The organism is Acidaminococcus sp. (assembly GCF_057597765.1).
The window spans coordinates 105,088-130,393 of record NZ_DBMBXK010000006.1; the positions used below are offsets into that span (position 1 = coordinate 105,088).

Sequence of the window (25,306 nt, forward strand, 5' to 3'; positions counted from 1 at the left end):
TCTGCTCCTTTCCCTTTTACAGGCTGCGCAGGGTTGCCATCCGTTCCTTCAGGCCGTCGATCCGCGCCAGGATCTCCGTCTGTTTGGTCTTTTCCTTTTCCACCACTTCAGCAGGTGCTTTGGCCAGGAAGTTCTGGTTGCTCAGTTTCCCGGCAGCCCGTTTGGCTTCCTTTTCGGCTCCGTCCAGTTCCTTCTGGAGACGGGCCAGTTCCTTGTCCACATCGATAAGGCCCTTGAGAGGCAGGTACACCTTGGCTCCGTTCACCACGGCCGCCATGGCGTTTTCCGGAGCGGCGTCATCCATGGCCCCCAGGGTCAGGACATCCACCGTACCCAGCTGCCGGATGTAATCCCCGTTGGCGGCAAACACATCCCGGAGGTCGGCATCCACCAGCACCGTGGCCGGAGCCTTGTGGCCGGGAGCCGCGTTCACTTCCGCCCGCATGTTCCGGATGGCCTTGATCACATCCATCACCGCAGTCATCTGTTTTTCCACGGTGTCGTCCATCAGCCCTTCATCCGCCACCGGCCAGGGAGCGATCATGATGCTCTGGCCTTCATGAGGCAGGTGCTGCCAGATTTCTTCCGTAATGAAAGGCATGTAGGGATGGAGCAGCTTCATGGCGTCGCCCAGTACCCGGCACAGTACCGTCTGGGCCGTAGCCCGGGCAGCGGCGTTTTCCCGATCGTAGAGACGGGGTTTGGCCAGTTCGATGTACCAGTCGCACACTTCTCCCCAGATGAAGTCATAAATCAGCCGGCCCGCTTCGCCCAGTTCGAATTTTTCCAGGTAGTTGGATACATCCCGGATGGTGTGCTGGAGCCGGGACAGGATCCATTTGTCCGCCAGGGTGAGCGGTGCTTTTTCCGCATCCTTGTCATAACCGTCCAGGTTCATGAGAGCGAACCGGGAGGCGTTCCAGATTTTGTTGGCAAAATTCCGGGTGCTTTCGATCCGGTTCCAATAGAACCGCATGTCGTTCCCCGGAGTATTGCCGGTGATCAGCATGAACCGCAGGGTATCCGCCCCGTACTTGTTCACCACTTCCACCGGGTCGATGCCGTTGCCCAGGGATTTGCTCATCTTCCGTCCCTGTTCGTCCCGGACCAGTCCGTGGATGAACACGTGCTTGAAGGGTTCCTTCCCCATGAATTCCTCACCCATGGTGATCATCCGGGCCACCCAGAAGAAGATGATGTCATAGCCGGTGACCAGCACGCTGGTGGGATACCAGTGTTCCAGTTCTTCCGTCTTTTGCGGCCAGCCGAAAGTGGAGAAGGGCCACAGGCCGGAGCTGAACCAGGTGTCCAGGCAGTCTTCTTCCTGATGGATATGGGTGCTGCCGCATTTGGGGCAGGCGGTGAGATCCGTCCGGGAAGCAGACACTTCCCCGCAGTCGTCGCAGTACCATACCGGGATCCGGTGCCCCCACCAGATCTGCCGGGAAATGCACCAGTCATGGATGTTTTCCAGCCATTGGAGATAGGTTTTGGTGAACCGGCTGGGAACAAATTCCGTATGGCCTTCGGTGACGCATTTAATGGCTGCTTCCGCCAGGGGTTTCATCTTCACGAACCACTGGGTGGACACCATGGGTTCCACCACATGGTGGCAGCGCTGGCAGTGGCCAACGGAGTGGGGAGCATCTTCGATTTTCACCAGAAGGCCCATGTCCTTCAGATCCTGGACAATGTGCTTCCGGCATTCATACCGGTCTTCCCCTTCGTATTTGCCGGCCTCTTTGGTCATTTTCCCGTCCAGGCCGATGACCACGATCTGTTCCAGGTTGTGCCGCTGGCCCACTTCATAGTCGTTGGGGTCGTGGGCCGGGGTGATTTTCACCGCGCCGGTACCGAATTCCAGGTCCACATATTCATCGGCGATAATGGGGATTTCCCGGTTGGTGGTGGGCAGGGCGATTTTCTTCCCCACCAGTTTCCCGTACCGTTCATCCTTGGGGTTCACGGCCACGGCAGTATCTCCGGGGATGGTTTCCGGACGGCTGGTGGCGATGGTCAGGTACTGGTCCTTTTCGCCCACAATGGGATAGTTGATGTACCACAGGGCACCAGCATCGTCCTGGTGTTCCACTTCCACATCGGACAAAGCCGTACGGCAGTTGACGCACCAGTTGATCATCCGGGTACCCTTGTAGATCAGGCCCTTTTCATAAAGGCTCACAAAGGCTTCCCGGACCGCCTGGCTCAGGCCTTCGTCCATGGTGAACCGCTGCCGGTCCCAGTCGCAGGAAATCCCCAGGCTCTTCAGCTGCCGGACGATTTCGTCCCCGTAGGCTTCCTTCCATTTCCACACCCGTTTGATGAATTCTTCCCGGCCCAGATCATACCGGGTCAGACCTTCCTTCTTCTTCAGTTCCTCTTCCACCTTGATCTGGGTGGCCAGTCCTGCATGGTCATAGCCCGGCAGCCAGCAGGTGTTGTCCCCCATCATCCGGTGCCAGCGCACCAGGATGTCCTGGAGGGTATTGTCCAGGGCATGGCCCATGTGGAGCTTGCCGGTAATGTTGGGAGGCGGGATCACCACACTGAAGGGTTTCCGGCTCTTGTCCACCGGCTGATGGAAAAAGCCGTGATCGATCCAGTATGCATACCATTTCTTCTCCACCGCAGCCGGATCATAGACCTTGGGGATGTTGTTTTCTTCTGCCATAACTCTGCCTCCTTAAAAAAATAAACCCGTCCTGCTGTATAGGACGAGTTGTTCGCGGTACCACCTACATTCTCAATTGCTTGAGCACCTTAAAGCGGCGTAACGTGCCGTGACGGACAGGGCTTTCCTCCTGCCGGCTCCAGGACGACTTCCAGCGCATTGCCCGGATGCTTCCACCACCCGCATCCTCTCTGCCGGTGCAAGGGGCGCTGTACTCCTTCCCATCATCGCCTTTGGCTGTATGGTTGTATGGAGTCATTGTAACAAGGGGGCGCGGGATTGTCAATGGGGTGGACCCTTTCAAATCCCCGTCAACGGTCAGCGGCCGTTGAGTACCGACAGAAAAGGGGTGCTGCACAAAACGTGCAACACCCCCTTTTTCACAGCGCCTCGATCTGCCGGCACAGCATCTTGCCTACGCTGTCGGCCATTTTATCCAGATCCCGGACTTCCACACAGTCTTCCCCGAAGATCTTCCGGGCATCTTTCATGATGTGCTGATTCTCTCCGTTGATGAGCCCGATAATCCGGATCCCTTCCCGGCGGAGGCTGGCGGCTTCGTCAGCGGTGTTGGCCACGGCTTTTTCATCCCGGTATTCCGAAGAGCTGAACAGCCCGTCTCCCACCAGAGGCTTGTCGTCGTTGGGCTCCGCATCCGTGAGCATGATGAGGATCTTTTTGGTCTGGGTAAAGTCCCCCATCAGCTGCCGGGCTCCCCGGAGGGCCAGCCCGTCCCGGTTCCACCCGGTGGCCACATAGTTGAAGATATTGGTGCACCGCTTCTTGTCCGCATAGTCCTTGAACAGGGTGAGTACCGTATAGTTCCGCAGAGTGCAGAAGGAATACACCTGGTAGGGAATCCCGCACTGGCGGAGACTTTCGGCGATCACATAGGCCTGGGAGGCGATTACCTGCTGATACTCCCCCCGGGAGGCGGAAGCATCCAGCATCAGATCCACGGTGAAATCCGGGCTGGAGACGGTCTCCCGTTCGAAGAACACCCGGCTGTCATTCACCTTCAGGGCCCGCCACACCAGGCCGGGTACCAGTTCCCCTTCCTTGGCGGGCACCGGCAGCCGGGTCTGGGCCATGCGCATGACGCTCCGGAGCTGGCTGGTGAGCCGGGCAATGCTCTTCCGGCACTGTTCCCCGTGATCCTTGTAGTAGGCCAGGTTCTTCACCCGCTGGGCGTGAGCTCCCTCAAGCCAGCGGGAAGCTTCCCCGGTGGCCCCTTTGCTCCCCAGCCGGCCCCGGGTAAAGTGGAGATGGCACCCCTGATGAGGCCCGTTGCACCAGGCCTGGTCAATATCCAGCATTTTCCGGGGCGGGTAGATGCTGGCGCCGAAACAGTCGATGATATAGTTGTAGTTTTCCGACGCCGTCTGGCCGGTGATAATGGCCATGAGCCCGTTGTGGGCGTTTTTCCCGGCCAGGATGTCCATGGCCTGCTTCTTGGAATAGAGAAAATTGAACACGCTTTCCTGCTTCCGGAACACATGGGGCAGCAGCCAGTCGATAAAGTCCCCCAGGCCTTTGCTGATGATGACTTTTTCCAGGCTTTCCCGGACCAGGAAATGGGAGACGAAGTACTTTTTGGTGATCTTCCGGAAATGGTCGCACAGCTGCTTGGTATCCCAGGCCGGATCGAAGCAAAGATTGGCATAGAGCCCCTTGGCCCAGGGGTCATGGAGATCCAGTCCCTCCCCCAGCACCTCGTGCCACCGTGCCGCCTGCATTTCGTGGGCCACTCCGGTTTTGTCCAGTTTGGTGCCGTCAAAATAGGCCCTGGCATGCTGCTGCCGGAGATAGGGCAGCACCGGCCGCACCGGAGCCTCCTTGGCGTAGGTGGCGTATTCCAGTCCCAGCCAGAACAGGTCCGTAAAGGTATCCCGGAGAGCGCTGTCTTCCATTTCCTCGAACATCTGGTGGATCAGCTTCACATCATAATATTTCCGGGTGAAGCCCACCACCGCGTTCAGATACAGATCCGGGGTACCCTGTTCCGTATAGGCCAGGAAATCGGGATCAAACCGGTAGTCCCAGGACACGTCCCATACGATATTCAAAGCCCGGCGGCGTTTGGCATCGTACTTGAGTTTTCCCATGGTTCCTCAGTCCTCGAAAATGTCCTTTTTGGTATAGTTCCCGGGAATGTGGAGATTGATCACGTCCCGGATCAGCCCCGGTTCATATTCATCGAAGGATTTGTTCACGATTCCCAGATCCAGGGCCTTGTGGGCTTCCAGCCCGGCTTCCATCAGGTGGATGGCATCCAGCATCCCCCGCAGGTCCAGGGCCTTTTCAGAGATTTCGCTTTCCTGGCATTTCTTTTCCAGGTCCTTGAAGATCTGACAGAAGGCCTTCCGGGGTTCCTTCCGCAGTCTGGGGAATTCGTCCTGGAGCAGCCGGTCCAGGGATTCCATGGAAATGGGCGGCAGCTGGATCACCGCAAACCGGGAAGCCAGGGCTTCGTTCAGTTCCCGGGTACCGGAATAGCCGTAGTTCATGGTGGCGATGAACCGGCAGGCCTTGTGGGCATGGAGCAGGTCATAACCGGGAATATCCACCGTATGCCGGAAGTCCAGCAGAGAATGGAGCACAGCCATGGCTTCGTTCCGGGCCATGTTGATTTCATCGAAGACCCCGAATCCCCCTTTCACCGCGCACTGGTACACCGGTCCGGGACGGAATTCCACTTCCCCGTTTTTGAAGGTATCAGTGCCCAGCATCCCGGTGGCATCCATGTTGATGTGGAAGGACACGTTCCACATGGGACGGCCGAACACCGCTGCCAGGTTCTCCGCCAGCACGTTCTTCCCGGTGGCCTTGGGTCCGGCCAGCAGCAGATTCTGGCCGCACAGAAGGGCCGCAATGGCCTCTTCCCACACATCCTTTCCATAATAATGGAAATGGGGCACAGGGACACGGGCCGTCAGGTCTTCCGGGGTGGGAAATTCCTTCCGGTACGCCCGGATCCCCTGGATCAGTTCCGGGTTGATTTGTTCACTCTCTAAAAATTCCAGCATCATAAGGGCTCCCCTCGCTTGACATTTGCATCAGTAATTATTATAGCACAAAAGGGGGCATTGCACGTTACGTGCAATGCCCCCTGATCGTCAGCGGTCAGCTGCCGTTGACAGTTCTGCTGCTCCTGCTGCAGAACCTTATTCCGGCACTCCTCCGAACCGGTTGGCTCCGCTGTCACCTTTTTTCACCATCAGGTAAATATACGTGGCCAGGTTCAGGATGGGCACCAGGAACAGCAGGGTCCACCAGCCGCTCATGTCCATATCGTGGAACCGGCGGGCCAACAGAGACAGGCCGCACAGGAACATCACCAGATAGGTGAGCATCCACAGGCCCATGAGAGCAATGGCCCCCACCCCGCTTTCAAACAGGGTGAAGATGAACACGCAGCCCATGAGGAAAAAGGTCAGGCAGCTGGCCCCACCCAACAGGAGAGCCCCCCGGAGGGCCAGCTCCACCCGGCCCAGACGGCCGTGGAAATTCAGATACAAATCCAGGAGAGACGCCCAGTCCCGGGGAATCTGCCGGGCAAAAAAGTGCCGTTCCATCCACTGATAGGGGGAAAGTTTTTCATTTTTTATCGCAGAAGTTTCAACATGCAAATCCATACAGCCTCCTTGCCATCAGCGATTCCTATGTTTTCAGTCGAAAGATATTATATCTATTTTTGGCGAGAAAAGAAAGAGGCCAGGACACAAAAAAAACGCATTTCACGACAAAAACCTTTTCCGTCCTGAAATGCGCCTCTTTTTATTTGCTTTCTTCCGGCCCTTCCGCAATCAGGAAACCGCCTTCCTTCAGGCTGTCCCGGATGGCTTCCAGTTCATCCTGGGAATCCGCGGCCACGGTCAGGGTATGGACCCCCTGGGAAAGGGTAGCGATCAGAGGGATGTTGTATTTTCGGAAATTGTCCAGATACTGCTTCACATCCCGCCGGTTCTTCAGGTTCAGGAACGCCTGGATGGGCCCGCAGAAATCCGGCACCAGGGTAATGCTGGCAATCATGCCCCCGTTGTCCACCACAATGTTCAGTTCATCCCGGGCGCTGTCCGTATCCATGGCTTTGTATCTGCATTCAAAGTCCATGCTCAGGCTCCGGCCGTTGATCTGATACCCCCGCCGGGTGGAAACAATGGCCGTACCGGCGCTCCGCAGGAGAGCCATATCCAGAACAATCACCTGTCGGGATACGTTCAGGTCCTTGGCCAGCTGATCCCCAGTCACCGGGCCATTGCTGCTGCGCAAAATTTCCAGGATTTTCTTTCTGCGTTCTTGATTCTTCATAATACCCCTCCCGTTTAGATTCTTTCTTTCGGATTCCCTGGACCGGTTCAGTTGCATAATCCATCTGGCAGGGCGTCAATCCTAAAGCAATTCAGCTGTATTGTATCATATTTAGTTATGATTGTCTAAATAAAATTCGTTTTAAGTTGTTTTTTCCAAACTTGCTTCCATCAGGAAAATCCGGGGTATAAGTTTATTATTTGTTTATGAATATTTTATGAAAATCTTTTATTTTCATTTGGAAAAGGGAGGTGCCTGAGAGGTACTCGTTCAAAATCAATTTGCAAAAATTGATTTCCTTCGGCCGTTGACCGCTGACAAAAAAAGAGGATACTGCATGATTTCTGCAATATCCTCTGCACTTTCACTTGGTGACCCTGGAGTGATTCGAACACTCGACACACGGCTTAGAAGGCCGTTGCTCTATCCAGCTGAGCTACAGGGCCAAATAAAATGGAGCGGGTGATGGGAATCGAACCCACGTAACTAGCTTGGAAGGCTAGGGCTCTACCATTGAGCTACACCCGCATGAGAAAAATTGGTCGGAGCGACAGGATTTGAACCTACGACCCCCTGCTCCCAAGGCAGGTGCTCTACCAAACTGAGCTACGCCCCGTCGCACGTACAGGCCAACTTGGTTATAAACAAAAAAAGGTAAAAAAAATATGGTGGGCGCTAACAGGATCGAACTGCTGACATTCTGCTTGTAAGGCAGACGCTCTCCCAGCTGAGCTAAGCGCCCAAAAGAAGTGGTGACCGGAGGGGGAATCGAACCCCCGATACCGCCGTGAAAGGGCGGTGTCTTAACCGCTTGACCATCCGGCCACTTGGCTCCCCGAGTAAGACTCGAACTTACAACAACTCGATTAACAGTCGAGTGCTCTACCATTGAGCTATCGGGGAATTCTTGCGACGCTCATGCGCTGCGAGTGTTATTATATAAAAGATGGTACAAAATGTCAACAGGTTTTTTAATTTTTTTTGGAGAAAAAGAAAAAACAGTCAACGGTCAATGGTCAGCTGCCGAAGGAAGCCAAATACCAGGCACTTGGCTTCGAACAAGGGACGGGCGAACCAGGCGGCGTTTTCCAGATCCCGGCAGGGCGGCGGCTATGGTTTCCGCCACCTTCCGGTTGTTGCCGGTACGGCTGGAATACAGTACGATGGTTTTTATGGGCATCCTCCTTAGAATTTCCATTCAGCGCCGGCTCTCCAGACCCGTCCGTCGGTCCAGATGCTGTCGCTGCTGTCGAATTTTTTGTTGAACAGGTTGTCAATCCCTGCGTACAGGGACAGGCTGCCGATGTCCTTGGTCACCACGAAATTGGTAAGGCTGTAGGAATAGGACTTGTTGTCGGCGCTGGTGAGATAGTTCTGGTACCACTGGTTGTACAGGGTGGCAGTCCAGGGAGCCTTTTTGGCATCGGTCCAGGACAGTTCCACAGTGCCGGTATTCAGGGCCCGGCCGGTGAGCCGCTTGTTGGTGTTCCCATCCCGGGCATCCAGGTAGGTGTAGTTGGCCCGGGCGCTCCAGTGTTTGTCGAACTTATACCGGGTTTCCGCTTCCACCCCGTTAAAGGTGGCCTTGTCCACGTTCCGGTACTTGTACAGGAAGTTCCGGATCCCGCCGCTGAAGCTCAGGGACACTCTTTCCGAATCAATCAGGTTGGAGATCTTGTTGCGGAAGTAGGTGAGTTTCCCGGTGGCCTTGCCCTTTTCCCCTTCCAGGCTGATGTCGAAGTTGGTGGATTTTTCCGGCTGCAGATCCGGGTTCCCTTCCACGATCACCCGCATGGAGGCAATGGGGGAATGGATCATCTGGGAGTACAGTTCGAAGATGGTGGGAGCCCGGAAGGCCTTGCCGTAGTTCACTTTCAGCCGGCTGGCCTTGCTGAAGCTGTAGGTGAGCCCGGCCCGGGGGGACCATTCGCTGCCAAAGCTGTCATGATGATCGAACCGGACAGAGGGAACGAACAGCAGCTTGTCTCCCAGCTTCATTTCGTCTTCCAGATAGAAGGCATAGGAATTCTGGCTGGCAGACCCGTAGGGACTGGTCATGCCCAGATACCGTTCGATCCGGGTGCCCCCGCCCGAGTTGGCGAACCGGGTGCCCCCGGCTTTCTGGTTCTTCACTTCCATGCCGTAGGTAAGGGTGTTGTTTTTGTCCATCTTGTAGGTGTTCTTGGCTTCGTTGACCCAGGTGGAATACCGGGCATGGTTGAAATCGTCCCAGGCGGCTGTCCGGGTACGGCCCACTTTCCCCAGCCGGCTGTAGTAGGACTGGATCTCCCAGTCGTTCTTCCGGTCGAAGCCGTAGTACTTCACATGATAATCGGACCGGTTGTTGTCATAGTAGCTGGTGGTGGTGCCGGCGGTGGTGCTGCCGGACAGGCTGGTGAGCTGTTCTTTCATGAAACTGGCCCCGAAGTCCAGGCCGCTGTGGTCATTGAACCGGTAGTTCCCATTGAAGGAGAAATTCCGCCGGGGGCCGTACATGTTGGTACTGCCGTTGTTGTCCTCCTTCCGGACCTTGGTCAGGTTGAAATCGAAGTTCATGTTCAGCTTCCCCATGTCCCCGGTGGCAAAGCCTCCGTACACGGAAGATTCCAGGCTGCCGGTGCGGGTACCCGCATAGCCGCCCTGGGGCTTGTTCTTTTTGGTGATGATGTTGATCACGCCTCCGGTGGCATCACTGCCCCAGACGGCGGAACCGGATCCCCGGAGGATTTCCACCCGGTCGATCTGGTTCACGTTGATCCGGTCCAGCTCGTAGGCATTCATGGTGCTGGCGGAATCTTCTCCGGCAATCCGGCGGCCATCCACCAGGATCAGGGTTTCCGTGGTTCCCATGCCCCGGACGCTTACATTGTTCCCCACCAAGGAGGTGCCGTTCCGGGACACGTCGATGCCTGTGGCGTTCTTGATGGCGTCCCGGACGTTGTAGGCCCCTTTCTTTTTCATTTCGTCAGCCTTGATCACCTGGACCGCCATGGGGACCTGTTTTTCCTCCAGCTTGGTCCGGGTGGCGGTGACCACCGTCTCTCCCAGTTCCAGATTGTCCATCGCAGTATCAGATGCCTCTGCGGCACTGCACAGCTGGGCACCGCCCAGTACGGCTGCCAGGCTTACCGCCAGCAGGATTCTTCTTTTCAGCCACGTTTGATCCATGGTAACGCTCCTTTACACTGTATTTTGCAGGTCATTCCTTTCCGCATGTTTCAGATTCCCCCGTGAGACCGGTCCGCCCGAAAGCCGCGGCCGGTCTCCCCGGTCAGTTCAGCCGGAAGGTAAATGTTTTTGTCGCATAGCACCGGACCGGGTATCCTTCCTTGTACGCCGGTTCAAAAGCATAGCCGTAGGCCGCATCCAGGGCTGCCTGGTCCATGGGACCATAGCCGGAACTGGACACCACCGAAGCGCTTTCCACGGAGCCGTCCTTCCCCACAATCATCCGGACCCGGACGGAGCCCTGGATCCCGTGATTCCGGAGCGCATCAGGATATTCCGGCGCCGGCCCTCCCAGGAAGCTGGCGGATACATCGGACTGGACCGCTTCCGTGTCGAAGCCGGGGCCATCCGCCCCTGCCGGGCCCGGAGGTTCTCCCGGGCTGCCTGACGGATTGCCCCCATTGGAGACTCCGTCAGGACTACCCCCTTCCAGATCCCCGGCAGCCTGGCCGCTGGAAGATGCTTCTCCGCTGCCGGTCAGAGCCGAACTGGCATTTTCTGTCGGTACAGGGGCTGCCGGGCTGTTCTGGGCAGCGGTCCGTTCTTCCGGAATGGCATCCGGGGCCGTCATCCGGGGCACCGCCGGAACCTGGGGACGGGAAGCAGCAGTCATCGGCTTTTGTCCTGCTGCAGGAGCCGGAGGGTTCCCGTTCCCCAGCCGGGCCCCGGGCACTTCCCCATACCCATGATAGGGACTGCCGGAAACGATGTTTACGGTGTAGACTTTATCCTGTTCCTGCTGTTTCTGCCAGGCCTGGAACCCGACGCTTCCCAGAGCCAGGAACACCGCCAGATGGACCCCCAGGGACACCAACAGCCCCTTCCGGCTGTCACTGCTGCCCATGGTCCGCCGCCTTTTCCGCCGCCAGGCCCACCCGGAGGATCCCGGCGGCCTTGCAATCGTCCAGGAGCCCCAGGACCTTTTCATAGGGCACCTGCCCGTCCCCGTAGATTACCAGGGAAAACTGGGGGTCTTTGGCCGCAGCGGCTTTGGCCTGGGCGATGAGGGCTTCCCGGGTCACCGGTTTCGTCCCCAGGTACAGACTGCCGTCCGCCTTGACCGCCACATTGAACCGGGCCTCCGGCTGGATCCGGGTCTGGGTGCCCGCTGGCAGCTGGACCGGCACCGTTTCCACTTCACTCATGTTCATGGTGGTAACGATGAAGAACACCAGCAGCAGGAAACTCATGTCGATCATGGGACTGATCATGATTCCCAGGTCGTTTTTTTTCCGGTCCTTCAGCTTGATCATGCCCGCCTCCGTTCCGAATGGCTGCATACGCTGAAGGTTTCCTTCTTCCGCACCGCTTCCAGAAGGGTGTTGCCCATTTCCTCGATGTTCAGGGTGATGGTCTTCATCCGCCGTTCAAAATATCCATGGAACACTACGGCGATAATGGAGATGCACAGGCCAAATACCGTGGTAATCAGGGCTTCCGCCAAGCCGGAGGTAACTCCCATAGGGTTGGTCATCCGCTGGGTCAGGTGGGTAAAGGCTCCCATCATCCCGGTAACAGTACCCAAAAGTCCCAGCACCGGAGCCAGGGTCACGATAATGTTCAGATAGGGCAGGTTCTTCTCGAATTTGTCCAGGGCCCGTTCCGCCCGGTAGCTGATGAAGTTTTCCAGGTACCCGTAATTGTCATGCCGCTCCATGACAATGGTGGCCAGCTTGGCGATTTCTCCCTGGGTGTGGTCCGCCAGTTCCTTGGCCTGGTACCAGTCATTGTTTTCCACATAGGTGCAGAAGTCCTTGGTGAATTCCCGGCCGCTGTCTGCCTTCCGGAAGAACAGCATCCGTTCCACCCCGATGGCCAGGGCGGCAATGGAACAGAAAAGCAGGGGCCACATGACCCAGCCCCCTTTGATGAAATAATCCACGCCTGCAGTCAGTATGTTCATGTTTCCTCTCTCTTTCCAGCCGCATTGTCTCCGGCTTCTTTCTTCCATAAGGCATAATACAGGCCCCGGCGGGCCAGCAGTTCTTCCGGAGGGCCCTCCGCGTATTTCTTCCCGTTCTGGATCACCACCACCCGGTCGCTGACTTCCAGAGCCTGGCCCAGGTCATGGAGGACCATGACGATGCCCATACCATTTTCCCGGTTCAGCTTCTTGACCAGCTGCATCACTTCCACCTGGTAGGAAATGTCCAGAAAAGTAGTTGGTTCGTCCAGGAACAGAAGATCCGGCTGCTGGGCCAGCACCGTGGCGATCCACACCCGCTGGGCTTCGCCTCCGGAACAGTCGCAGAAATGTTGCAGGGTTTTCACATAAAAAGCAGGCTGACTCCCTGCTTTTATTGATCCATCCGTACCTTGACTACGATTTTTTTTACCTTTTCCGCCTTCCCGTCAAATTGGCAGTTGGGCCGATGGACTTCCCAGGGGTAGAAAATGGCGAAATCCCGTTTTTCCAGCTTCACCACGTTTTCCTTTTTCACCTGGCCGTAGAACACCACGTCATTGGCTTCCCGCCGGTCTTCGGTGATCTCTCCGGCATTTTCCACGTCGGTGTAGCCGATGGCTTCCCGTCCGGCACCCAGGATCTGGATGTCGATGTACTGAAAGTGTTTTTCCGGCCGCCGGTCCCGGGCCGGTTCCGTTTCATACTCGTTGACGCTGGCAAAGATGTCTTCTCCGGCCAGCAGTTTCTTTCCCACCGGCAGCTCCGTTACATCCCGTTCCGCCAGCAGTTCAAGGGCCTTTTTCACCGGCCCGGTAAGCTGGCCTGCCAGCCGGTCCAGATGGTCCAGATTTCCTGTAATCATGCGTTCTCCTCCTTAGGCAGGAGCCCCAGCAGCTTGGTGTAGACCCGCAGGGCGTTCCTGTAGAAAAATTCTTCGTGGTGGGCTTCCGGCACCACCAGCTTCATATTTTCGATATAGCTGTGGATATTGATAAGCGGCCAGTCGGTGCCGTAGATCACCTTGTCATACCGGTCCACATAGTCCAGCCACATCCGGATATAGCGGAAATAATCCCGGTGCTTTTCGTAGAAGATGGCCCCGTCGAACTTCCCTTCCAGGAGCCCAGACAGGTCCACATACACATTGGGATTCTTGGCCACCACTTCCATGGCGTCCAGGATCCAGGGATTGCCGCAGTGGGCAATGACGAACTTCACCCGGGGGAACTGGCCCGCCACTTCGTCGATGGTGAGAGGATGGGCGTATTTCAGAAACCCGTGGCCCCCGGCGGTGTCTCCCGTATGGAACACCACCGGCACCTGGTAGGCTTCCGCCAGTTCATACAGGGGAAAATGCCGTGGATCATAGGCATACACCTGGTTGTAGCCGGTGTAGATCTTGATCCCCACACAGTGGGGGTTCCGGACCACCGGTTCGAATTCCTGGGCGGTCTTTTCGCAGTTCTCTTTGGTAAGGGCGTTGCTTTCCAGCCCGGCACAGAAGGCGATTTCCGCCGGCTGGTTGTAAGGATCCAGGGTGCAGGGGCCCGCCAGATCCGGCACCCTGGGCACCACCCCTCCGAACCGGCTGGGCCCCAGAGGTGCGTTGCCCATGGCCACCGACAGCACCACGTTGTTCTCCCGGCAGGCCTTCAAATAGTTCTCCACTGTATTTTCATGGCCGGCGGCTTTAGCCACCTGGTCGAAGCCTTCATACCGGAAAAAATGCATATGGCCGTCAATGATTTTCATTCAAATTCCCCTCTTCCCGCAAAAATATCCACAATGGTTCCTGCCTGTTGGCTTCCGGCAGGACGTTCTGTACTTCTTTTTTCTGTTCTTCCCACAGGGTCAGCAGGCTCTGGAGTACTCCCTGCTCGAAGCGCACCCGGGTGGTTCCTGCTGTGACCCGGTGGACTCCGCCATTCCTCAGGTCCAGCACTTCCTGGCCCAGCTGGATGGACCATTTGTCGCTCTGGCCCACCCGGTGCCGATCCACCTGGGCCACCACCAGGATGTCCGCCCCGGCCTGCCGGGCTTTCTGCCGGATCTCTTCCTGGGACCAAAGGTCCTCGCTGCCGGCGGTGTGCCGGTACTCCAGCACCACATACCGGGGCAGCAGGTTCCGGTATTCATCCAGCAGGAATTGGCCCAGATCCGGGGAATACCGGGTATCCGCCCCGTTGTCCCGGCTCAGGATCACCAGGGCCGTCAAGGGACCGGCGCCTTCCCGCTGCTCCCAGGGCGCCGGGGGCCAGATTCCCGCTTCCACCGCCTTCTGCCGTTCCTGATAATAATCCCGCACCGCCAGGTCCAGATAATAGGAAATGGGATGCTGGTAGTCCGTGTATTTTCCCGACAGGGCATATTCTTTCTTTTCTCCGAACTGCTGATACCCGGACCGGGTCACGGTCTGGAGCGCCCCGGGCACCGGGTCCAGAGAGGTCACCGCCCGGAGCAGGCTGATCTTCGTTCCGTATTCCCGGGCAAAAGCCCGGTTTCCCACCGCCGGGGCCCCGAAGGTGATCACCGGGATCTGGGCCCGGGATACCCCCTGGGCCGCCAGTTCTTCTCCCACCAGGGTGGCCCCGGCTCCGCCCAGGCTGTGGCCGGTGAGCAGCAGCCGTTCCCTGGGATGGGTTTTCAGGTAGTCCCCCAGGTTTTCCGTCTTCCCGTCCCCATCCACATCCAGAGGCTGGGAAAGAGCCGTCCGGGCGTACTGGAGGAAGCCTTTGTGGACCGCTGGTCTGTCCGTTTCTCCGACGGCCGGTTTCCCGGAAGGATAGTCCACCGTCTCCATCTGGAGATTCAGCTTCCAGTCCCCTTTGGAGGCACTGCCCCGGAAGGCCAGCACATTCCAGATTTTCCCCCGGAGGGGATCCGGTTTCCGGGCCAGGGTGAAGTTCACTTCCGTTTTCCCGTCCTTCAGGGTATAGGGAGTGAGCTTCCAGCCGTAGTCTTCCAGATACCGGACTTCTTCACTGTTTTCCGGGTGATAGCTGCCGGCGCACACGGCCGCTGCCATGGCCGTCATGGCCGCCTGTTTCACCGGACGGTCCGGCGCCGGCTGGGAGGCCGCCCAGGCCGCCCGGTGCAGCACCAGCAGGGCAGCGGCCGCCAGAAAACGGACCAGCCGTCCCCCTTGATTTCTTTTCAGGACCATCTCAGGCCCGGGGATTCCGGGTGTTCAGGTCCTGGAGGTCCGGCTGGCTCAGACGGATATACACCGGCCCGTCCAGGAGGGTTCCCAGTTCGTCCGTCTGGAACAGGATGGAAATGCTCCCGTCCTGGTTCAGGAAGAAATCTTCCGGCACCCGGGTCACCTGCTTGGTGGGATGGATCTTCACATCACTGCTGTTGTAGCACTGGTTGGCCAGGTATCCGTTCAGGTCGGCCACCGTCACCCGTACAAAGGCGGACAGAGGCAGCCGCTGGCCGCTGGCCAGTTCATACACCACGGCACTGGTCCGGACCTTGTTGTCGCTGCCCTGGGTCCGCAGATCGCTGAGCACCAGGGAAACCAGCTGGTTGTCCTCGTAATTGGTTTCATACCAGGTCCGGCCGGAGGTGAACTTCCGGTCCACGAACCCGGCCCGGAAATCATCCATAAAGGTCTTGATGTCCTTGTTGATCATGGTATCCGCTTTTTTGTTCTTGGTATGTACCACCGGCCAGGTCATTTCCAGGTTCCCCACCTGGGCCTGCTGGCTTTCCACCTCGGCAAAAGCCGGGACGGACAGGCTGAAGCAAAGGGCCAGAGCCGCCAAAGCCGCTTTTTTAAACATGGTTCCACGCTCCTTTTTTCCTTAATATTCCTAGTATAACATAAAAAGATGCGGTTGGATAAACAACCGCATCTGGTCGGAAGAGGGAATTGCAAGACAGATAAAAAAAGAGCTGTTCTCTGTAAAATACAGGTAACAGCTCTTTTTTTCTTATTTTGATGATTATTGAATCTTTTCAATGGAAATTACAGTTACATTTTCTTCTGCAATGCGGAACTTTACATTCCATTCTCCGAAGGCCATACCGTAGATCCGGTCCGGATCTTTCTGGTAATGGGGCCGGGGGTCCTGAGACAGGATCCCCAAAAGGGCCCCCCGCTGGTCTTCCGGCAGTTTGGCCAGAAGGTCCGGGGAACACCGGACCTCCAGGGTGCTGTCCGCCCCCTGGGCGAAGCCGCTCCGTGCGTCGGGACGGGCATCGGCGTAGGGCACATAGGGCTTGATGTCATAAATGGGGGTACCGTCCATCAGGTCCGCCCCCTTCACCCACAGTTCCGGGCCATGGGGGCCCTCCCAGATGATTTTGTCCAGTTCCACCAGGGACAGGCCCAGGGGATTGGGACGGAAGGGGGACCGGGTGGCGAAGACCCCCAGACGGGTATTGCCTCCCAGCCGGGGCGGCCGCACGGTAGGCGACCAGGTGTGGTTCTTGGAAAAGCCCCAGATCAGCCACAGGTGGGAGAACCCTTCCAGGCCCCGGAGGGCTTCCCGTTCCCGGAACCCTTCCGCCATTTCCACCCGTCCTGTCAGATCCGGCACCAGGCCGCTCTGCCGGGGCAAGCCGAATTTTTCCGGCAGCAGGCCCCGGTACCAGGCCACCGGCCGGAGGGTCAGGAGGCCCTGTTCCAGGGATTGAGGTTCCGTCATTTCACCACCGTGTTCACATTCAGGTCCTTGTCCACATAGAACCGGGTGCCCTTTACGGTAAGATCAGCGGCCAGACCCTTGGTGGTCACCTGGTACATCCACATACCCGGTGCCACCTGGAAGGAGCCTTCCAGGGCGTCCCCGTTGACTCCGTCTCCGGCAGCAGCCACCGCTTCACCACCAAAAGTCCATCCTTTGGTAATGAAAGAATTGAAGGCGTCTTCATTGCCGAACACAAAGATGATGTTGGACTGCCGGACCCCCAGGCCCAGGCCCACTTTCATCTCGCCCATTTTCATGAACACTTCCCGGCCGCTGTGCTGGTTGATAGCCCGTCCCCGGCCGTGGCCCCCACCTAAAAGTCCCACGCTGTAGCTGGTGTCCACAAACACTGCATAGCCAAAAGCGTTCTGGATGGCCTTCCGGGACTGGGGTTTCCGTTTGTACAGATCCAGCAGGGCCTTGTAGGTCTTGGTCCGCAGTTCCGCCCGTTCCCGGTCTTCTTTGGTCAGAGGAGCCGTCTGGGCCGTTTTATCACCGGCCGGCTGGGCCGCAGCCCCCGCAGCAAAGCAGGGAGCCGTCAAAGCCAGAGCCGCCAGCAGAGACGCCGTGATTTTTTTCGTTTGTTTCATGATCAGACCCTCTTCACTCTTTACTCTTCACTCTTATTTCTCCGGCTTCAGATACCCGCCGCCCTGGAGTTCGTAGGTCTTGCCGCCCAGCCAGGCGTTGGCGGCACTGCTGCTGTTGTAGTACAGGGTGTGGCCGTTGCCCTTCAGGTTGGTCAGGGCCGTAGTTCCGTCGGTGAACCCGTCCACATGGCTGTCAGCGGTCAGGGACCAGCTGGAGGAGGCGTCCAGGTTCACGTCCACCTTCTTGCCGGTGTTATCCGTATTAATGGCTCCGGACCAGTGGCTGCCGTTCTGGAGGTCCATCAGGATGGTGCTGCTGGCGTCCACGGACACATTGCCGTAAAGCCCCTGGTTGTTGGCCATGAAGGTCAGGTCACCGCCGTTGGTCCCGGCGTCCCCGAACTGGTTGGCTTCCACCCGGATCAGGGTGCCCCCCAGATACTGCATGGTGGTCATTTCCGAATAGATCCGGGCTGCGGTATTGGTCACGTAGAACAGGGGGCCTTCCTTCAGGCTCCGGAGAGCGGACCCTTTGGCGGCGAACCGGCCCAGGGCCTTGCCGTCAGTGCCGTTGTCCCGGGTCTTGTTCTGATACAGCATCACCCCGTGGCTGCCGTTGCCGGACAGATCCACATATTCCAGATGGATGGAGTTGTTCCCTTCCACCACGGCGATTTCACTGGCTCCGGCGGTGCCCTTTACTTCGCTGACCTTGATGGTTCCCTTGGAATACACCAGGGGAGAGCCTTCTCCGGAAGTGTTGATGGTGCTCTTGCTCACTGTCACGCTGGCTCCGGAAGGTTCCGTTGCCAGGGCCGCAGACCGGATACCGGTGGTACCGATGTTGATGTTGTCCGCCGTAATGGTACCCCCTTCGGTGGCATCCAGGCCCCGGGAAGAAGCCCCGGTGGTGCGGATGTTGGAATCGTGGAGCTTCACGCTGCCTTTGGACCCAGTGGCGAACACGGCGTTGGCCCCGTCCGCTTCCGTCCGGATGGTGCACCCGTCCATGGCAAGGGCTCCGTCTGCAGCCAGCACGGCTGCATTCTGGCCGTGGAACTTGCTGCCCAGCACGTCAGTGGTGGCGCCGCTTTTGGTAATGGCCCCATGGGACAGTGTCACGTCCGCCCCGTTCTTCACCAGAAGGGCACTTTCGTCCGCCACCAGAGCCGCATAGCTGTCAGCCAGAGCGGTCTTTTCGCCGCTGACCACCTTGGCAGCACTGTAATTGTCCGCCGGCAGGGGTTCTGCCGCCGTGGTTTCTGCAGCTGCCGTTTCCGCCGGGGCAGTCTTTTCAGTCGTTTTTTCCGCCTTGGCAGCGGCTTTTTCGGCCTTGGCCGGTTTCGCCGTTTCCGTCTGGGCAGAAGTGGCGGCAGCAGCCGCCGTGGTCTTATGGGCCGCCCAGGCGCAAGGGGTGGACAGCAAAGAGGCCAGGATGGCCAATGTTAAAATCTTGGAATTTTTCATGGGAATCCCTACTTTCCTGTATATACTTCTACATAATATAGTATACCGCAAAAGGGTGCCACCGTAAACGATGGCACCCTTTTGTCACGAATGAGGGTATGAGAACGCCAGACTCTCCTTCACCTTCTTGTAATCCACCTTCCCCACTCCCGTAAGGGGCAGCTGGTCCAGCTGTTCCCACCGGCCGGGGATTTCTCCCGGGAGCAGGGTTTTCCGGAGGGCTTTTCGTACCTGGGGCAGGGTGATCCCCGGTTCCAGCACCACACCAGCGCCCAGGTCTTCTCCCCGCTTTTCGTCCCGGACGGGCACCACACAGGCATCCCGTACCCCGGGCACCTGCAGCAGGGCCTGTTCCACCCGGCTGCAGCTGATGGTAAGGCCTCCCTTGTTGATTACCTGACCCCGGCGGCCCAGGAAGATCAAATATCCGTCCTTATCGAAATATCCCATATCCTTCAGGGTACAGGGCCGGGACAGACCAGCCACATGGTAAGGCGTATCGATCCAGATCATCCCCTCCCGGAGCTCCACCTTCACCCCGGGGCAGGGCTTTCCCACGCTCTGGGGATGGGCCAGCAGCTCCTCATAGGTGAGCCAGGTGATGTAGTCCAGTTCGCTGGCCCCGTAATACAGCAGGACCTGGCTGGAAGGAAAATGCGCTTTCAGGGTCCGGGCTGTTTCCCCATCCAGCAGCTGGGACCCTGCCAGCACCGTCTTCATGGCCGGATAGGACCGCTCCAGCACCTGGAGCAACAGTTTCAGCTTCACCGGCACCAGGTACAGCAGTGTCACCGGGTACCGGTCCAGCAGGTCCTTCCATCGGATGCTCCGAAGGTTGGTGGCCAGCACCAGGGTGGCACCGGCATGGAGCAGCTGGGCCCACACATTCAGGTTCCCGGTAAAGCTCATGCTCCCTTCACAGAAACCCACCGTGTCCCGGTCCACCTGGAACTTCCGGTCCTGTTCCGGAAAGAAATCCCCCCAGCTGCCATAGGTCCGGAACATCAGCTTGGGCAGCCCGGTGGAGCCGCTGCTCAGGACCCCCATGCACAGTTCCCTGGCCGGCACTGGAGCCTCCGGGCACCCGGGCCGCAGGATTCCGTCGTCGATCCACCCGATCTGCCGGACCCGAGCCAGTTCGTCCGCCGCCTCTTTTGACAGGTCCGGATGGCCCAACACCGGCACCCAGCCTGCCAGTTCCGCGCCCAAAAAGGCTTCCAGCTGAGCCGCCGGTCTGGGCCGGATGATCAGAACAGTTTGCCGGGGAATCCCCAGCTGCTTCAGGCTGTCCCTGTACACCCGGGCCTTCCGGGCCATTTCCCCATAGGAAAAGACCTGTTTCTCTTCCACCAGGCAGGCCTTTTCCGGCTGGACCCGGGCCCATTGTTCCAGTATCGTTCCATAATCCATGGCTGATTCTTCTTTCTGCTACAAAGTTTCCAGGAGTACCCCGGCTCCTGTGCCTCCGGCTCCGGCAATGGCGCACAGGGCCTTTTTTCCCTCCTGCCCCTCCAGAGCCGCCAGGGCATGGAGCACCAGCACAGCACCGCTGCATCCATAAGGATGGCCATAGGCCAGGGCACCCCCCAGAGGCAGGTACCGATCGGTACAGGTGGGATACTGCCGGGCAAACAGGGCGGAGATCACCCCGAAGGCTTCATTGTATTCAAAATCGTCGATGGCTTCCACCGGGAGCCCGGTTTCTTCCAAGATCTTTTCTCCCACGGTCAGGGCGCCCAGAGGGCTGAACCGGGGATCCACGCCCGCTTCCGTACCGTGGAGGATCCGGGCCAGAGGCCGCACCGGTTTCCCGGCCCGGCGCCAGGCAGCCAGCTGCCGACCGGAAGCCAGCACCAGGAAGGCTGCCCCGTCCTGGGTCAGGCAGGCATTGGCCGCAGTCAGAGTGGGGGTACAGTCTCCCGCCAGGTTCCGTTCTTCCGGGGTCAGCAGGGCCGCCGTTTCCTCCCGGGTGAACAGGGTGGGCATCCGCCGGGCCAGTTTCCCGTTCATCCGGGGCCGGATGCTTTCATCTCTTGTACTGCCGAACAGGGACACCACCCAGGGTCCCAGCCGGCCTTCTTCCGCCGCCTGGGCCGCCCTCCGGTGGCTGCGCACGGCCCAGCTGTCCAGTTCCTCCCGGGGCACCCCATACACCTGGGCCGTCCGTTCCGCTCCTTCCAGCATGGCCCGGGGGCTATGGGTATCCGGAGAGAACTGGGCGGTCATGTAGCCTTCCGGGGTGTACCGGCTGTCCCAGGGCTGGTACACCCGCCGGGGCTGCATGGAGGAAGATTCCACCCCCCCGCACAGGACCACATCCAGCTGGCCGCTGGCAATCTTCCCCCAGGCCAGGGACAGGGCCCCCAGAGCGGAAGCGCACTGCATGTCCAGGGTAAGGGCCGGCGTTTCCACAGGGAATCCGGCAGTGAGGGCCATAAGCCGGGTCAGGTTCCCCCCGCTGCCTACAGCATTGCCGCCTAAAATCAGCTGGGCCTCCCGGGCTGCCGGGCAGCGGATACAAAGCTGCCGGAGAAGAGCAGCGCCAAGTTTCTCCGGCGGTACATTTTTAAAGATTCCATTTTGGAGGCCCAGATGGCTCCGAAGGCCTCCCACCAGGAACACGTCCTGGACCGTTCTCTCAGAATCCATAGCGCTGGAGCCGGTTGGCCAGGAAGGCAGCCAGGACCACTTTCAGGGTATCCCCGATCAGGAAGGGGAACACAGCCATCACCAGGGTCTTCCAAACCCCCACTTTAGCCACCAGGTACATGCTCAGGCAGCCCCCCACATAAATGATGGGCATGCCCACACAGATGCCGACGGCCACCAGCTTCTTAAAGGACCGGGTGTTCCCCCGGACGGCACTCATGGCCACAGCCGCCGCCAGAAAGCCCAGGTTGAAGCCCCCGGTGGGCCCGACCAGCTTCATCATTCCGGAGGTACCTCCCACGAACACCGGAACCCCCACGGCTCCCAGCAGCAGATAGATTCCCAGGATGATCGCTGCCTGTTTCGGCTTCATGATGAAGGCCACCAGGTTCACCATAATGGTCAGTGCTGTTACCATGGCCGGAGTAAAAGGCAGCGGAAAAGAAATGTACGCCGAGACCGCCAACAGCGCGACACAGACGGCGCTGCCGGTCATGAACCGGATCTGTTCCCGGCTCCCGGTTGCGGCCACAGACGGATGCAAATTCTTTCTCATTTCGCTCATTGATAGGTTCCTCCCTGCAGTAAATCATTTCTCCCCCGTGGACGGGGGCTTTGAACAACATATGGATGGTTTCCGGTTCTCCCAGGTGCCGGAACAGGCTCTGCCACAGGAGCAGTCCCTGGACCACCGGCCGGCCATCCAGATGGATGGGATTGGTATCCCCGGTGCGCCGGGAAAACTCCCTCACTTCTTCCGGGGAAAAGGCCCGCCAGGGCCCGTACCCTTCCGGAGGTCCGGGGTCCCGTTTCAGTAAACCTATTTTTTCTGTAAGGTTTACCTTTGAGCCGGCAAAAAGCAGTTCTACCTGGAGGGTCCCCACCTGGATTTCTCCCTCCCAGGCTTCCGCCTGGAGCAGCTGGCTCCGTTTCCGGTCCTTCAGGCACACGCACCGGAACCGGCAGTCCGGCCCGGCTTTCCGGACCCTGGCATAATGGATCCGGGCAATGAAGCTGTGGTCATAGCGGCTGCCCTGGAACTGGCCCAGGGCTCTGATGTATCCTTCAGTGTATTCTTCCATAATGGTTTTAGTGTAGCGGATTTGGACTGATTGTTCAACCCCTGATTGTTTCAGGTTAACGCAACTGATGGTTTCCAGAATCCCATGCATCCACAATAGACATCTTGCAAAAAAGCTGACTTTTTCTTGTGTTTTGACAATGAAAGTTCTATAATTTGTTCATATCTTCATTCATACTCAGTTAGGGGGACTTTTTATGACAACCGCAAACCGGTCGGGCCGTTCCGCCCTGGCCAACTATCGGGATCCCATTATCCTGATCACCTTCTGCATCCTGGGGGCCATCCTGGGCCTGGTACTGGGAGACAAGGCTTCCTTCCTGAAGCCCATTGGACAGATTTTCCTGAACCTGCTGTTCTGTCTCATCGTACCGCTGATTTTTTTCTCCATTGCCGGCTCCATTGCCGCTACCAAAGATACTGGTAAGGTGGGGAAAATGATCGGCTATACCCTGATCATTTTCGTTCTCACGGCCACCATTTCCGGTGGCCTGATCCTGCTGGTGACCCATTTCACCGGAGTGCCCACCTCCTTTACAGCTCCTGCGGCGGCAGCAACCCAGGCAGCGGCCAAACCGGTGACCATTGCGGACCAGATCGTCAACACCCTTACGGTGGGAGATCTGCCGCTCCTTATTTCCCGGTTCCATGTGCTGCCCCTCATCATCCTGACCATTTTCTTCGGCATCTGCGTTTCCCTGATCGGGGAACCTGCCAAACCGGTGGTGGACTGGATGAACGCCATGAGCCTGGTGTGCTATAAAATGGTGGCCATTCTCATGAAGGCGGCTCCCATCGGCCTGGGCGCCTATTTTGCGGATCTCACCGGCACCTACGGCATCGACCTGCTGAAGACCTACGGCAGTGCCATGGTGGTGTTCTACACCGTGGTCTTTGTATACTTCTTCGTATTCTTGGGATTCTATGCCTGGCTGGCCGCCGGCACCTGGGGCGTGAAGAACTATTTCCGGGTGATCCTGGCTCCGGCCCTGACGGCTCTGGGCACCCGTTCTTCCGCCGCCACCATCCCGCTCCAGATGGAAGCCTGTGACAAACTGGGGGTACCCCGGGACATTTCTTCCGTGGTGGTCTCCATGGGAGCCACCTGCCATATGGACGGTGCCTGCATCGCCGTGGTCTATTCGGAAGTACTGGCCACCACTCTGTTCGGCCATCCTCTGGCGGGCTTTGACTTCATCCTGGCCCTGTTCCTGGGGGTTGCCGCTTCCGTGGCCACTTCTTCCGTACCGGGAGGCGGAGCTGCCGGTGAAACCATGATCGTTTCCGTATTCCACCTGCCGGAAAGCGCCTTCCCCATCCTGCTGATGGTCATTGAACTGTTCGACCCCGGGTGCACCCTGCTGAACTCCTGCGGGGATACGGTGGTATCCATGCTGATTACCCGGATCTTCCACGGAAAAGACTGGTACAAAAAGAATCTCAACGGAGACGCTGCTGGAAAGGAAGCTTTGACTTATGAAAATTGATGCCCGTTATGTGCTGGAAGAGCCCGATTACCAGGATGCTCCCCTGCCGGATTCCCTGGAACTGGACCTGCCCATTGACGGGGACCGGGTGCTGGGGGAAATCTACCTGCCCTCGGGGATCTATGAGGCACCCCACCCGGCGGTGGTCCTGTGCCACGGTATCCCGGGCACCAACAACAATGACGACCTGGCCCAGTGCCTGCGCCGGATGGGCTGCGTGGTGATCCGCCCCTACCACCGGGGAGCCTGGGGCAGCGAAGGTACCTATTCCTTCTCCCACTGCATCGAAGACGCAGTGGCCCTGGCCCGGTGGGCCCGGGAAGAGGTAGCCAAAGCCTACGCCATCGATCCGGCCAACATCTTCCTGGTGGGCCATTCCAATGGGGGGAACACGGTGCTGAACGCTTCCCGGGTCCTGCCCTTTCTCCGGGGCACCGTGGCCTTCTGTCCCTACGACCACCAGGCGGGGCTGGAACACGTGCCCCACAGCCAGCTGAAGGAGCTGTTTGCCCAGGCGGCCGCCGTGCTCCATGTGGGGCGGTTTGAGGATTTGTGGCAGGACAGCGTCCAGCACGCCCGGCAATGGAGCTTCGTCCAGAACGCCCACCGGTTCCAGGACCGGAACCTGCTGCTGATCGGAGGCAGCCGGGATACAGTGGCCCCTCCGGAATGGATGGTGGAGCCCCTGTGGAAAGAGCTGGAAGCCCTTCCGGGTACCGGCCATCACAAAAAAGTGATCCTCCCCAGCAACCACGCACTGGACACCGCCCGGCTGGAACTGGCCCGGGTGATCGGGAAGTGGATCGAGGAGACCATTGACCGCTGACAGAGAAAAAGAGACTGATGCTCAGGCACCAGTCTCTTTTTTCTCTATCCACTTTTTCAACACAACCGCATTGTTATGCTCCTGGTCTTTGGCTCCGTACAGCAAGGTTACGTTGCCCTGGGCCAGGGCTTTTTTTATTTTTTCCACAAAGGGTCCCGCTTCCAGATTGGCTTCCAGCTCCTGTTGGTAGCCGGCGGCGAATTCCGGGAACTTTTCCGGATCGTGGCCGAAGGACCGACGCAGTCCGTTGGTGGGAGCAATCTCCTTGTCCCAACCGGTAAGGGCTGCGTTTTCCTTTTTAATGCCCCGGGACCACAGCCGGTCCACCAGGAACCGGCTGCCGTCCGTCTCAGCGGGGTCTTCGTAAATCCGTTTTACTTGCAGCTTTCCCATGGA

The 25,306-nt window shown here is 58.4% G+C and carries 23 protein-coding genes, 6 tRNA genes and 1 other annotated feature; of the genes, 2 read left to right on the forward strand and 27 right to left on the reverse strand.

Going from position 1 to position 25,306, the window contains the following annotated elements:
- Window positions 1-16: 16 nt before the first annotated feature.
- The 26 genes from ACZOF8_RS05615 to ACZOF8_RS05740 all read right to left on the reverse strand — a co-directional run bounded on the left by ACZOF8_RS05615 (window position 17) and on the right by ACZOF8_RS05740 (window position 22,081).
- Window positions 17-2,671 carry a valine--tRNA ligase gene (locus ACZOF8_RS05615; RefSeq protein ID WP_487426665.1) on the reverse strand — a complete coding sequence of 885 codons (2,655 nt, stop codon included), beginning with the start codon at window positions 2,669-2,671 and terminating at the stop codon, window positions 17-19.
- A 36-nt stretch (window positions 2,672-2,707) separates the two neighbouring features.
- Window positions 2,708-2,908, reverse strand: a binding site (T-box leader).
- Between the two features lie 143 nt (window positions 2,909-3,051).
- A complete protein-coding gene (locus ACZOF8_RS05620) occupies window positions 3,052-4,776 on the reverse strand; it encodes a VWA domain-containing protein (protein WP_022487198.1) in 1,725 nt (574 codons plus the stop codon).
- 6 nt (window positions 4,777-4,782) lie between these two features.
- The gene (locus ACZOF8_RS05625; RefSeq protein ID WP_022487197.1) at window positions 4,783-5,700 is read right to left on the reverse strand and encodes an AAA family ATPase; all 918 of its coding nucleotides are present in this window, start codon (window positions 5,698-5,700) and stop codon (window positions 4,783-4,785) included.
- A 135-nt stretch (window positions 5,701-5,835) separates the two neighbouring features.
- A complete protein-coding gene (locus ACZOF8_RS05630) occupies window positions 5,836-6,306 on the reverse strand; it encodes a DUF805 domain-containing protein (protein WP_022487196.1) in 471 nt (156 codons plus the stop codon).
- 142 nt (window positions 6,307-6,448) lie between these two features.
- A complete protein-coding gene (locus ACZOF8_RS05635) occupies window positions 6,449-6,982 on the reverse strand; it encodes a transcription repressor NadR (RefSeq protein WP_022487195.1) in 534 nt (177 codons plus the stop codon).
- Between the two features lie 369 nt (window positions 6,983-7,351).
- A tRNA-Arg gene (locus tag ACZOF8_RS05640) sits at window positions 7,352-7,428 on the reverse strand.
- An 8-nt stretch (window positions 7,429-7,436) separates the two neighbouring features.
- Window positions 7,437-7,510 (reverse strand) — tRNA-Gly (locus ACZOF8_RS05645).
- An 11-nt stretch (window positions 7,511-7,521) separates the two neighbouring features.
- Window positions 7,522-7,598 (reverse strand) — tRNA-Pro (locus ACZOF8_RS05650).
- A gap of 50 nt (window positions 7,599-7,648) precedes the next feature.
- A tRNA-Val gene (locus ACZOF8_RS05655) sits at window positions 7,649-7,724 on the reverse strand.
- 8 nt (window positions 7,725-7,732) lie between these two features.
- A tRNA-Glu gene (locus tag ACZOF8_RS05660) sits at window positions 7,733-7,807 on the reverse strand.
- A gap of 3 nt (window positions 7,808-7,810) precedes the next feature.
- A tRNA-Asn gene (locus tag ACZOF8_RS05665) sits at window positions 7,811-7,885 on the reverse strand.
- Between the two features lie 282 nt (window positions 7,886-8,167).
- Window positions 8,168-10,150: a TonB-dependent receptor plug domain-containing protein gene (locus ACZOF8_RS05670; protein WP_022487194.1), complete on the reverse strand. Its 1,983-nt coding sequence runs from the start codon at window positions 10,148-10,150 to the stop codon at window positions 8,168-8,170.
- A 103-nt stretch (window positions 10,151-10,253) separates the two neighbouring features.
- Window positions 10,254-11,054, reverse strand: coding sequence for an energy transducer TonB (locus tag ACZOF8_RS05675; protein ID WP_154487717.1), 801 nt, complete (start codon window positions 11,052-11,054; stop codon window positions 10,254-10,256).
- Window positions 11,041-11,463 carry an ExbD/TolR family protein gene (locus tag ACZOF8_RS05680; protein ID WP_487426666.1) on the reverse strand — a complete coding sequence of 141 codons (423 nt, stop codon included), beginning with the start codon at window positions 11,461-11,463 and terminating at the stop codon, window positions 11,041-11,043. The genes ACZOF8_RS05675 and ACZOF8_RS05680 overlap by 14 nt, the downstream gene beginning before the upstream one ends.
- On the reverse strand, window positions 11,460-12,113 hold the full coding sequence (locus tag ACZOF8_RS05685) for a MotA/TolQ/ExbB proton channel family protein (RefSeq protein WP_441373805.1): 654 nt from the start codon (window positions 12,111-12,113) through the stop codon (window positions 11,460-11,462). The genes ACZOF8_RS05680 and ACZOF8_RS05685 overlap by 4 nt, the downstream gene beginning before the upstream one ends.
- Window positions 12,110-12,481, reverse strand: coding sequence for an ABC transporter ATP-binding protein (locus ACZOF8_RS05690; RefSeq protein ID WP_481143761.1), 372 nt, complete (start codon window positions 12,479-12,481; stop codon window positions 12,110-12,112). Before ACZOF8_RS05690 ends, ACZOF8_RS05685 begins: the two co-directional genes overlap by 4 nt.
- Window positions 12,482-12,507: 26 nt before the next feature.
- Complete coding sequence (locus ACZOF8_RS05695) at window positions 12,508-12,978, reverse strand: NanQ anomerase/TabA/YiaL family protein (protein ID WP_441373807.1); 471 nt, start codon at window positions 12,976-12,978, stop codon at window positions 12,508-12,510.
- Complete coding sequence (locus ACZOF8_RS05700; protein ID WP_308664296.1) at window positions 12,975-13,868, reverse strand: amidohydrolase family protein; 894 nt, start codon at window positions 13,866-13,868, stop codon at window positions 12,975-12,977. Before ACZOF8_RS05700 ends, ACZOF8_RS05695 begins: the two co-directional genes overlap by 4 nt.
- Entirely contained in the window at window positions 13,855-15,279 is a 1,425-nt protein-coding gene (locus ACZOF8_RS05705) for a lipase family protein (protein WP_308664297.1), read from the reverse strand. The genes ACZOF8_RS05700 and ACZOF8_RS05705 overlap by 14 nt, the downstream gene beginning before the upstream one ends.
- 1 nt (window position 15,280) lies before the next feature.
- Window positions 15,281-15,901, reverse strand: a complete 621-nt coding sequence (locus ACZOF8_RS05710; protein ID WP_487426667.1) for a hypothetical protein — start codon at window positions 15,899-15,901, stop codon at window positions 15,281-15,283.
- Between the two features lie 162 nt (window positions 15,902-16,063).
- A complete protein-coding gene (tsaA, locus tag ACZOF8_RS05715; RefSeq protein ID WP_279126789.1) occupies window positions 16,064-16,768 on the reverse strand; it encodes a tRNA (N6-threonylcarbamoyladenosine(37)-N6)-methyltransferase TrmO in 705 nt (234 codons plus the stop codon).
- Window positions 16,765-17,400 (reverse strand): YSC84-related protein, encoded by a 636-nt coding sequence (locus ACZOF8_RS05720; RefSeq protein WP_022487184.1) that lies wholly within the window; start codon window positions 17,398-17,400, stop codon window positions 16,765-16,767. Before ACZOF8_RS05720 ends, tsaA begins: the two co-directional genes overlap by 4 nt.
- A gap of 33 nt (window positions 17,401-17,433) precedes the next feature.
- Window positions 17,434-18,867, reverse strand: a complete 1,434-nt coding sequence (locus tag ACZOF8_RS05725) for a hypothetical protein (RefSeq protein ID WP_288311001.1) — start codon at window positions 18,865-18,867, stop codon at window positions 17,434-17,436.
- Between the two features lie 84 nt (window positions 18,868-18,951).
- Window positions 18,952-20,277, reverse strand: coding sequence for an AMP-binding protein (locus tag ACZOF8_RS05730; protein ID WP_022487182.1), 1,326 nt, complete (start codon window positions 20,275-20,277; stop codon window positions 18,952-18,954).
- A gap of 18 nt (window positions 20,278-20,295) precedes the next feature.
- A complete protein-coding gene (locus tag ACZOF8_RS05735; RefSeq protein WP_022487181.1) occupies window positions 20,296-21,516 on the reverse strand; it encodes a thiolase family protein in 1,221 nt (406 codons plus the stop codon).
- Window positions 21,506-22,081 (reverse strand): biotin transporter BioY, encoded by a 576-nt coding sequence (locus ACZOF8_RS05740; protein WP_022487180.1) that lies wholly within the window; start codon window positions 22,079-22,081, stop codon window positions 21,506-21,508. The genes ACZOF8_RS05735 and ACZOF8_RS05740 overlap by 11 nt, the downstream gene beginning before the upstream one ends.
- A gap of 713 nt (window positions 22,082-22,794) precedes the next feature.
- Here ACZOF8_RS05740 and ACZOF8_RS05745 point away from each other — a divergent pair.
- Window positions 22,795-24,084, forward strand: coding sequence for a dicarboxylate/amino acid:cation symporter (locus ACZOF8_RS05745; protein WP_022487179.1), 1,290 nt, complete (start codon window positions 22,795-22,797; stop codon window positions 24,082-24,084).
- On the forward strand, window positions 24,074-24,910 hold the full coding sequence (locus ACZOF8_RS05750) for an alpha/beta hydrolase family protein (RefSeq protein WP_288311005.1): 837 nt from the start codon (window positions 24,074-24,076) through the stop codon (window positions 24,908-24,910). Before ACZOF8_RS05745 ends, ACZOF8_RS05750 begins: the two co-directional genes overlap by 11 nt.
- Window positions 24,911-24,931: 21 nt before the next feature.
- On the opposite strand, the gene ACZOF8_RS05755 is transcribed toward ACZOF8_RS05750, so the two are convergent.
- Entirely contained in the window at window positions 24,932-25,303 is a 372-nt protein-coding gene (locus ACZOF8_RS05755; RefSeq protein WP_487426668.1) for a DUF488 domain-containing protein, read from the reverse strand.
- Window positions 25,304-25,306 lie beyond the last annotated feature (3 nt).

Excerpts from the sequence above, each read along its gene's own strand:
- ACZOF8_RS05705 (WP_308664297.1), bottom strand. The coding sequence starts at position 15,279 with ATGGTCCTGAAAAGAAATCAAGGGGGACGGCTGGTCCGTTTTCTGGCG.
- ACZOF8_RS05630 (WP_022487196.1), bottom strand. The coding sequence starts at position 6,306 with ATGGATTTGCATGTTGAAACTTCTGCGATAAAAAATGAAAAACTTTCC.
- ACZOF8_RS05725 (WP_288311001.1), bottom strand. The coding sequence starts at position 18,867 with ATGAAAAATTCCAAGATTTTAACATTGGCCATCCTGGCCTCTTTGCTG.
- ACZOF8_RS05700 (WP_308664296.1), bottom strand. The coding sequence starts at position 13,868 with ATGAAAATCATTGACGGCCATATGCATTTTTTCCGGTATGAAGGCTTC.
- ACZOF8_RS05670 (WP_022487194.1), bottom strand. The coding sequence starts at position 10,150 with ATGGATCAAACGTGGCTGAAAAGAAGAATCCTGCTGGCGGTAAGCCTG.
- ACZOF8_RS05750 (WP_288311005.1), top strand. The coding sequence starts at position 24,074 with ATGAAAATTGATGCCCGTTATGTGCTGGAAGAGCCCGATTACCAGGAT.
- ACZOF8_RS05710 (WP_487426667.1), bottom strand. The coding sequence starts at position 15,901 with ATGTTTAAAAAAGCGGCTTTGGCGGCTCTGGCCCTTTGCTTCAGCCTG.
- ACZOF8_RS05695 (WP_441373807.1), bottom strand. The coding sequence starts at position 12,978 with ATGATTACAGGAAATCTGGACCATCTGGACCGGCTGGCAGGCCAGCTT.
- ACZOF8_RS05615 (WP_487426665.1), bottom strand. The coding sequence starts at position 2,671 with ATGGCAGAAGAAAACAACATCCCCAAGGTCTATGATCCGGCTGCGGTG.
- tsaA (WP_279126789.1), bottom strand. The coding sequence starts at position 16,768 with ATGACGGAACCTCAATCCCTGGAACAGGGCCTCCTGACCCTCCGGCCG.
- ACZOF8_RS05745 (WP_022487179.1), top strand. The coding sequence starts at position 22,795 with ATGACAACCGCAAACCGGTCGGGCCGTTCCGCCCTGGCCAACTATCGG.
- ACZOF8_RS05635 (WP_022487195.1), bottom strand. The coding sequence starts at position 6,982 with ATGAAGAATCAAGAACGCAGAAAGAAAATCCTGGAAATTTTGCGCAGC.
- ACZOF8_RS05720 (WP_022487184.1), bottom strand. The coding sequence starts at position 17,400 with ATGAAACAAACGAAAAAAATCACGGCGTCTCTGCTGGCGGCTCTGGCT.
- ACZOF8_RS05625 (WP_022487197.1), bottom strand. The coding sequence starts at position 5,700 with ATGATGCTGGAATTTTTAGAGAGTGAACAAATCAACCCGGAACTGATC.
- ACZOF8_RS05740 (WP_022487180.1), bottom strand. The coding sequence starts at position 22,081 with ATGAGCGAAATGAGAAAGAATTTGCATCCGTCTGTGGCCGCAACCGGG.
- ACZOF8_RS05735 (WP_022487181.1), bottom strand. The coding sequence starts at position 21,516 with ATGGATTCTGAGAGAACGGTCCAGGACGTGTTCCTGGTGGGAGGCCTT.
- ACZOF8_RS05620 (WP_022487198.1), bottom strand. The coding sequence starts at position 4,776 with ATGGGAAAACTCAAGTACGATGCCAAACGCCGCCGGGCTTTGAATATC.
- ACZOF8_RS05675 (WP_154487717.1), bottom strand. The coding sequence starts at position 11,054 with ATGGGCAGCAGTGACAGCCGGAAGGGGCTGTTGGTGTCCCTGGGGGTC.
- ACZOF8_RS05680 (WP_487426666.1), bottom strand. The coding sequence starts at position 11,463 with ATGATCAAGCTGAAGGACCGGAAAAAAAACGACCTGGGAATCATGATC.
- ACZOF8_RS05685 (WP_441373805.1), bottom strand. The coding sequence starts at position 12,113 with ATGAACATACTGACTGCAGGCGTGGATTATTTCATCAAAGGGGGCTGG.
- ACZOF8_RS05730 (WP_022487182.1), bottom strand. The coding sequence starts at position 20,277 with ATGGATTATGGAACGATACTGGAACAATGGGCCCGGGTCCAGCCGGAA.
- ACZOF8_RS05755 (WP_487426668.1), bottom strand. The coding sequence starts at position 25,303 with ATGGGAAAGCTGCAAGTAAAACGGATTTACGAAGACCCCGCTGAGACG.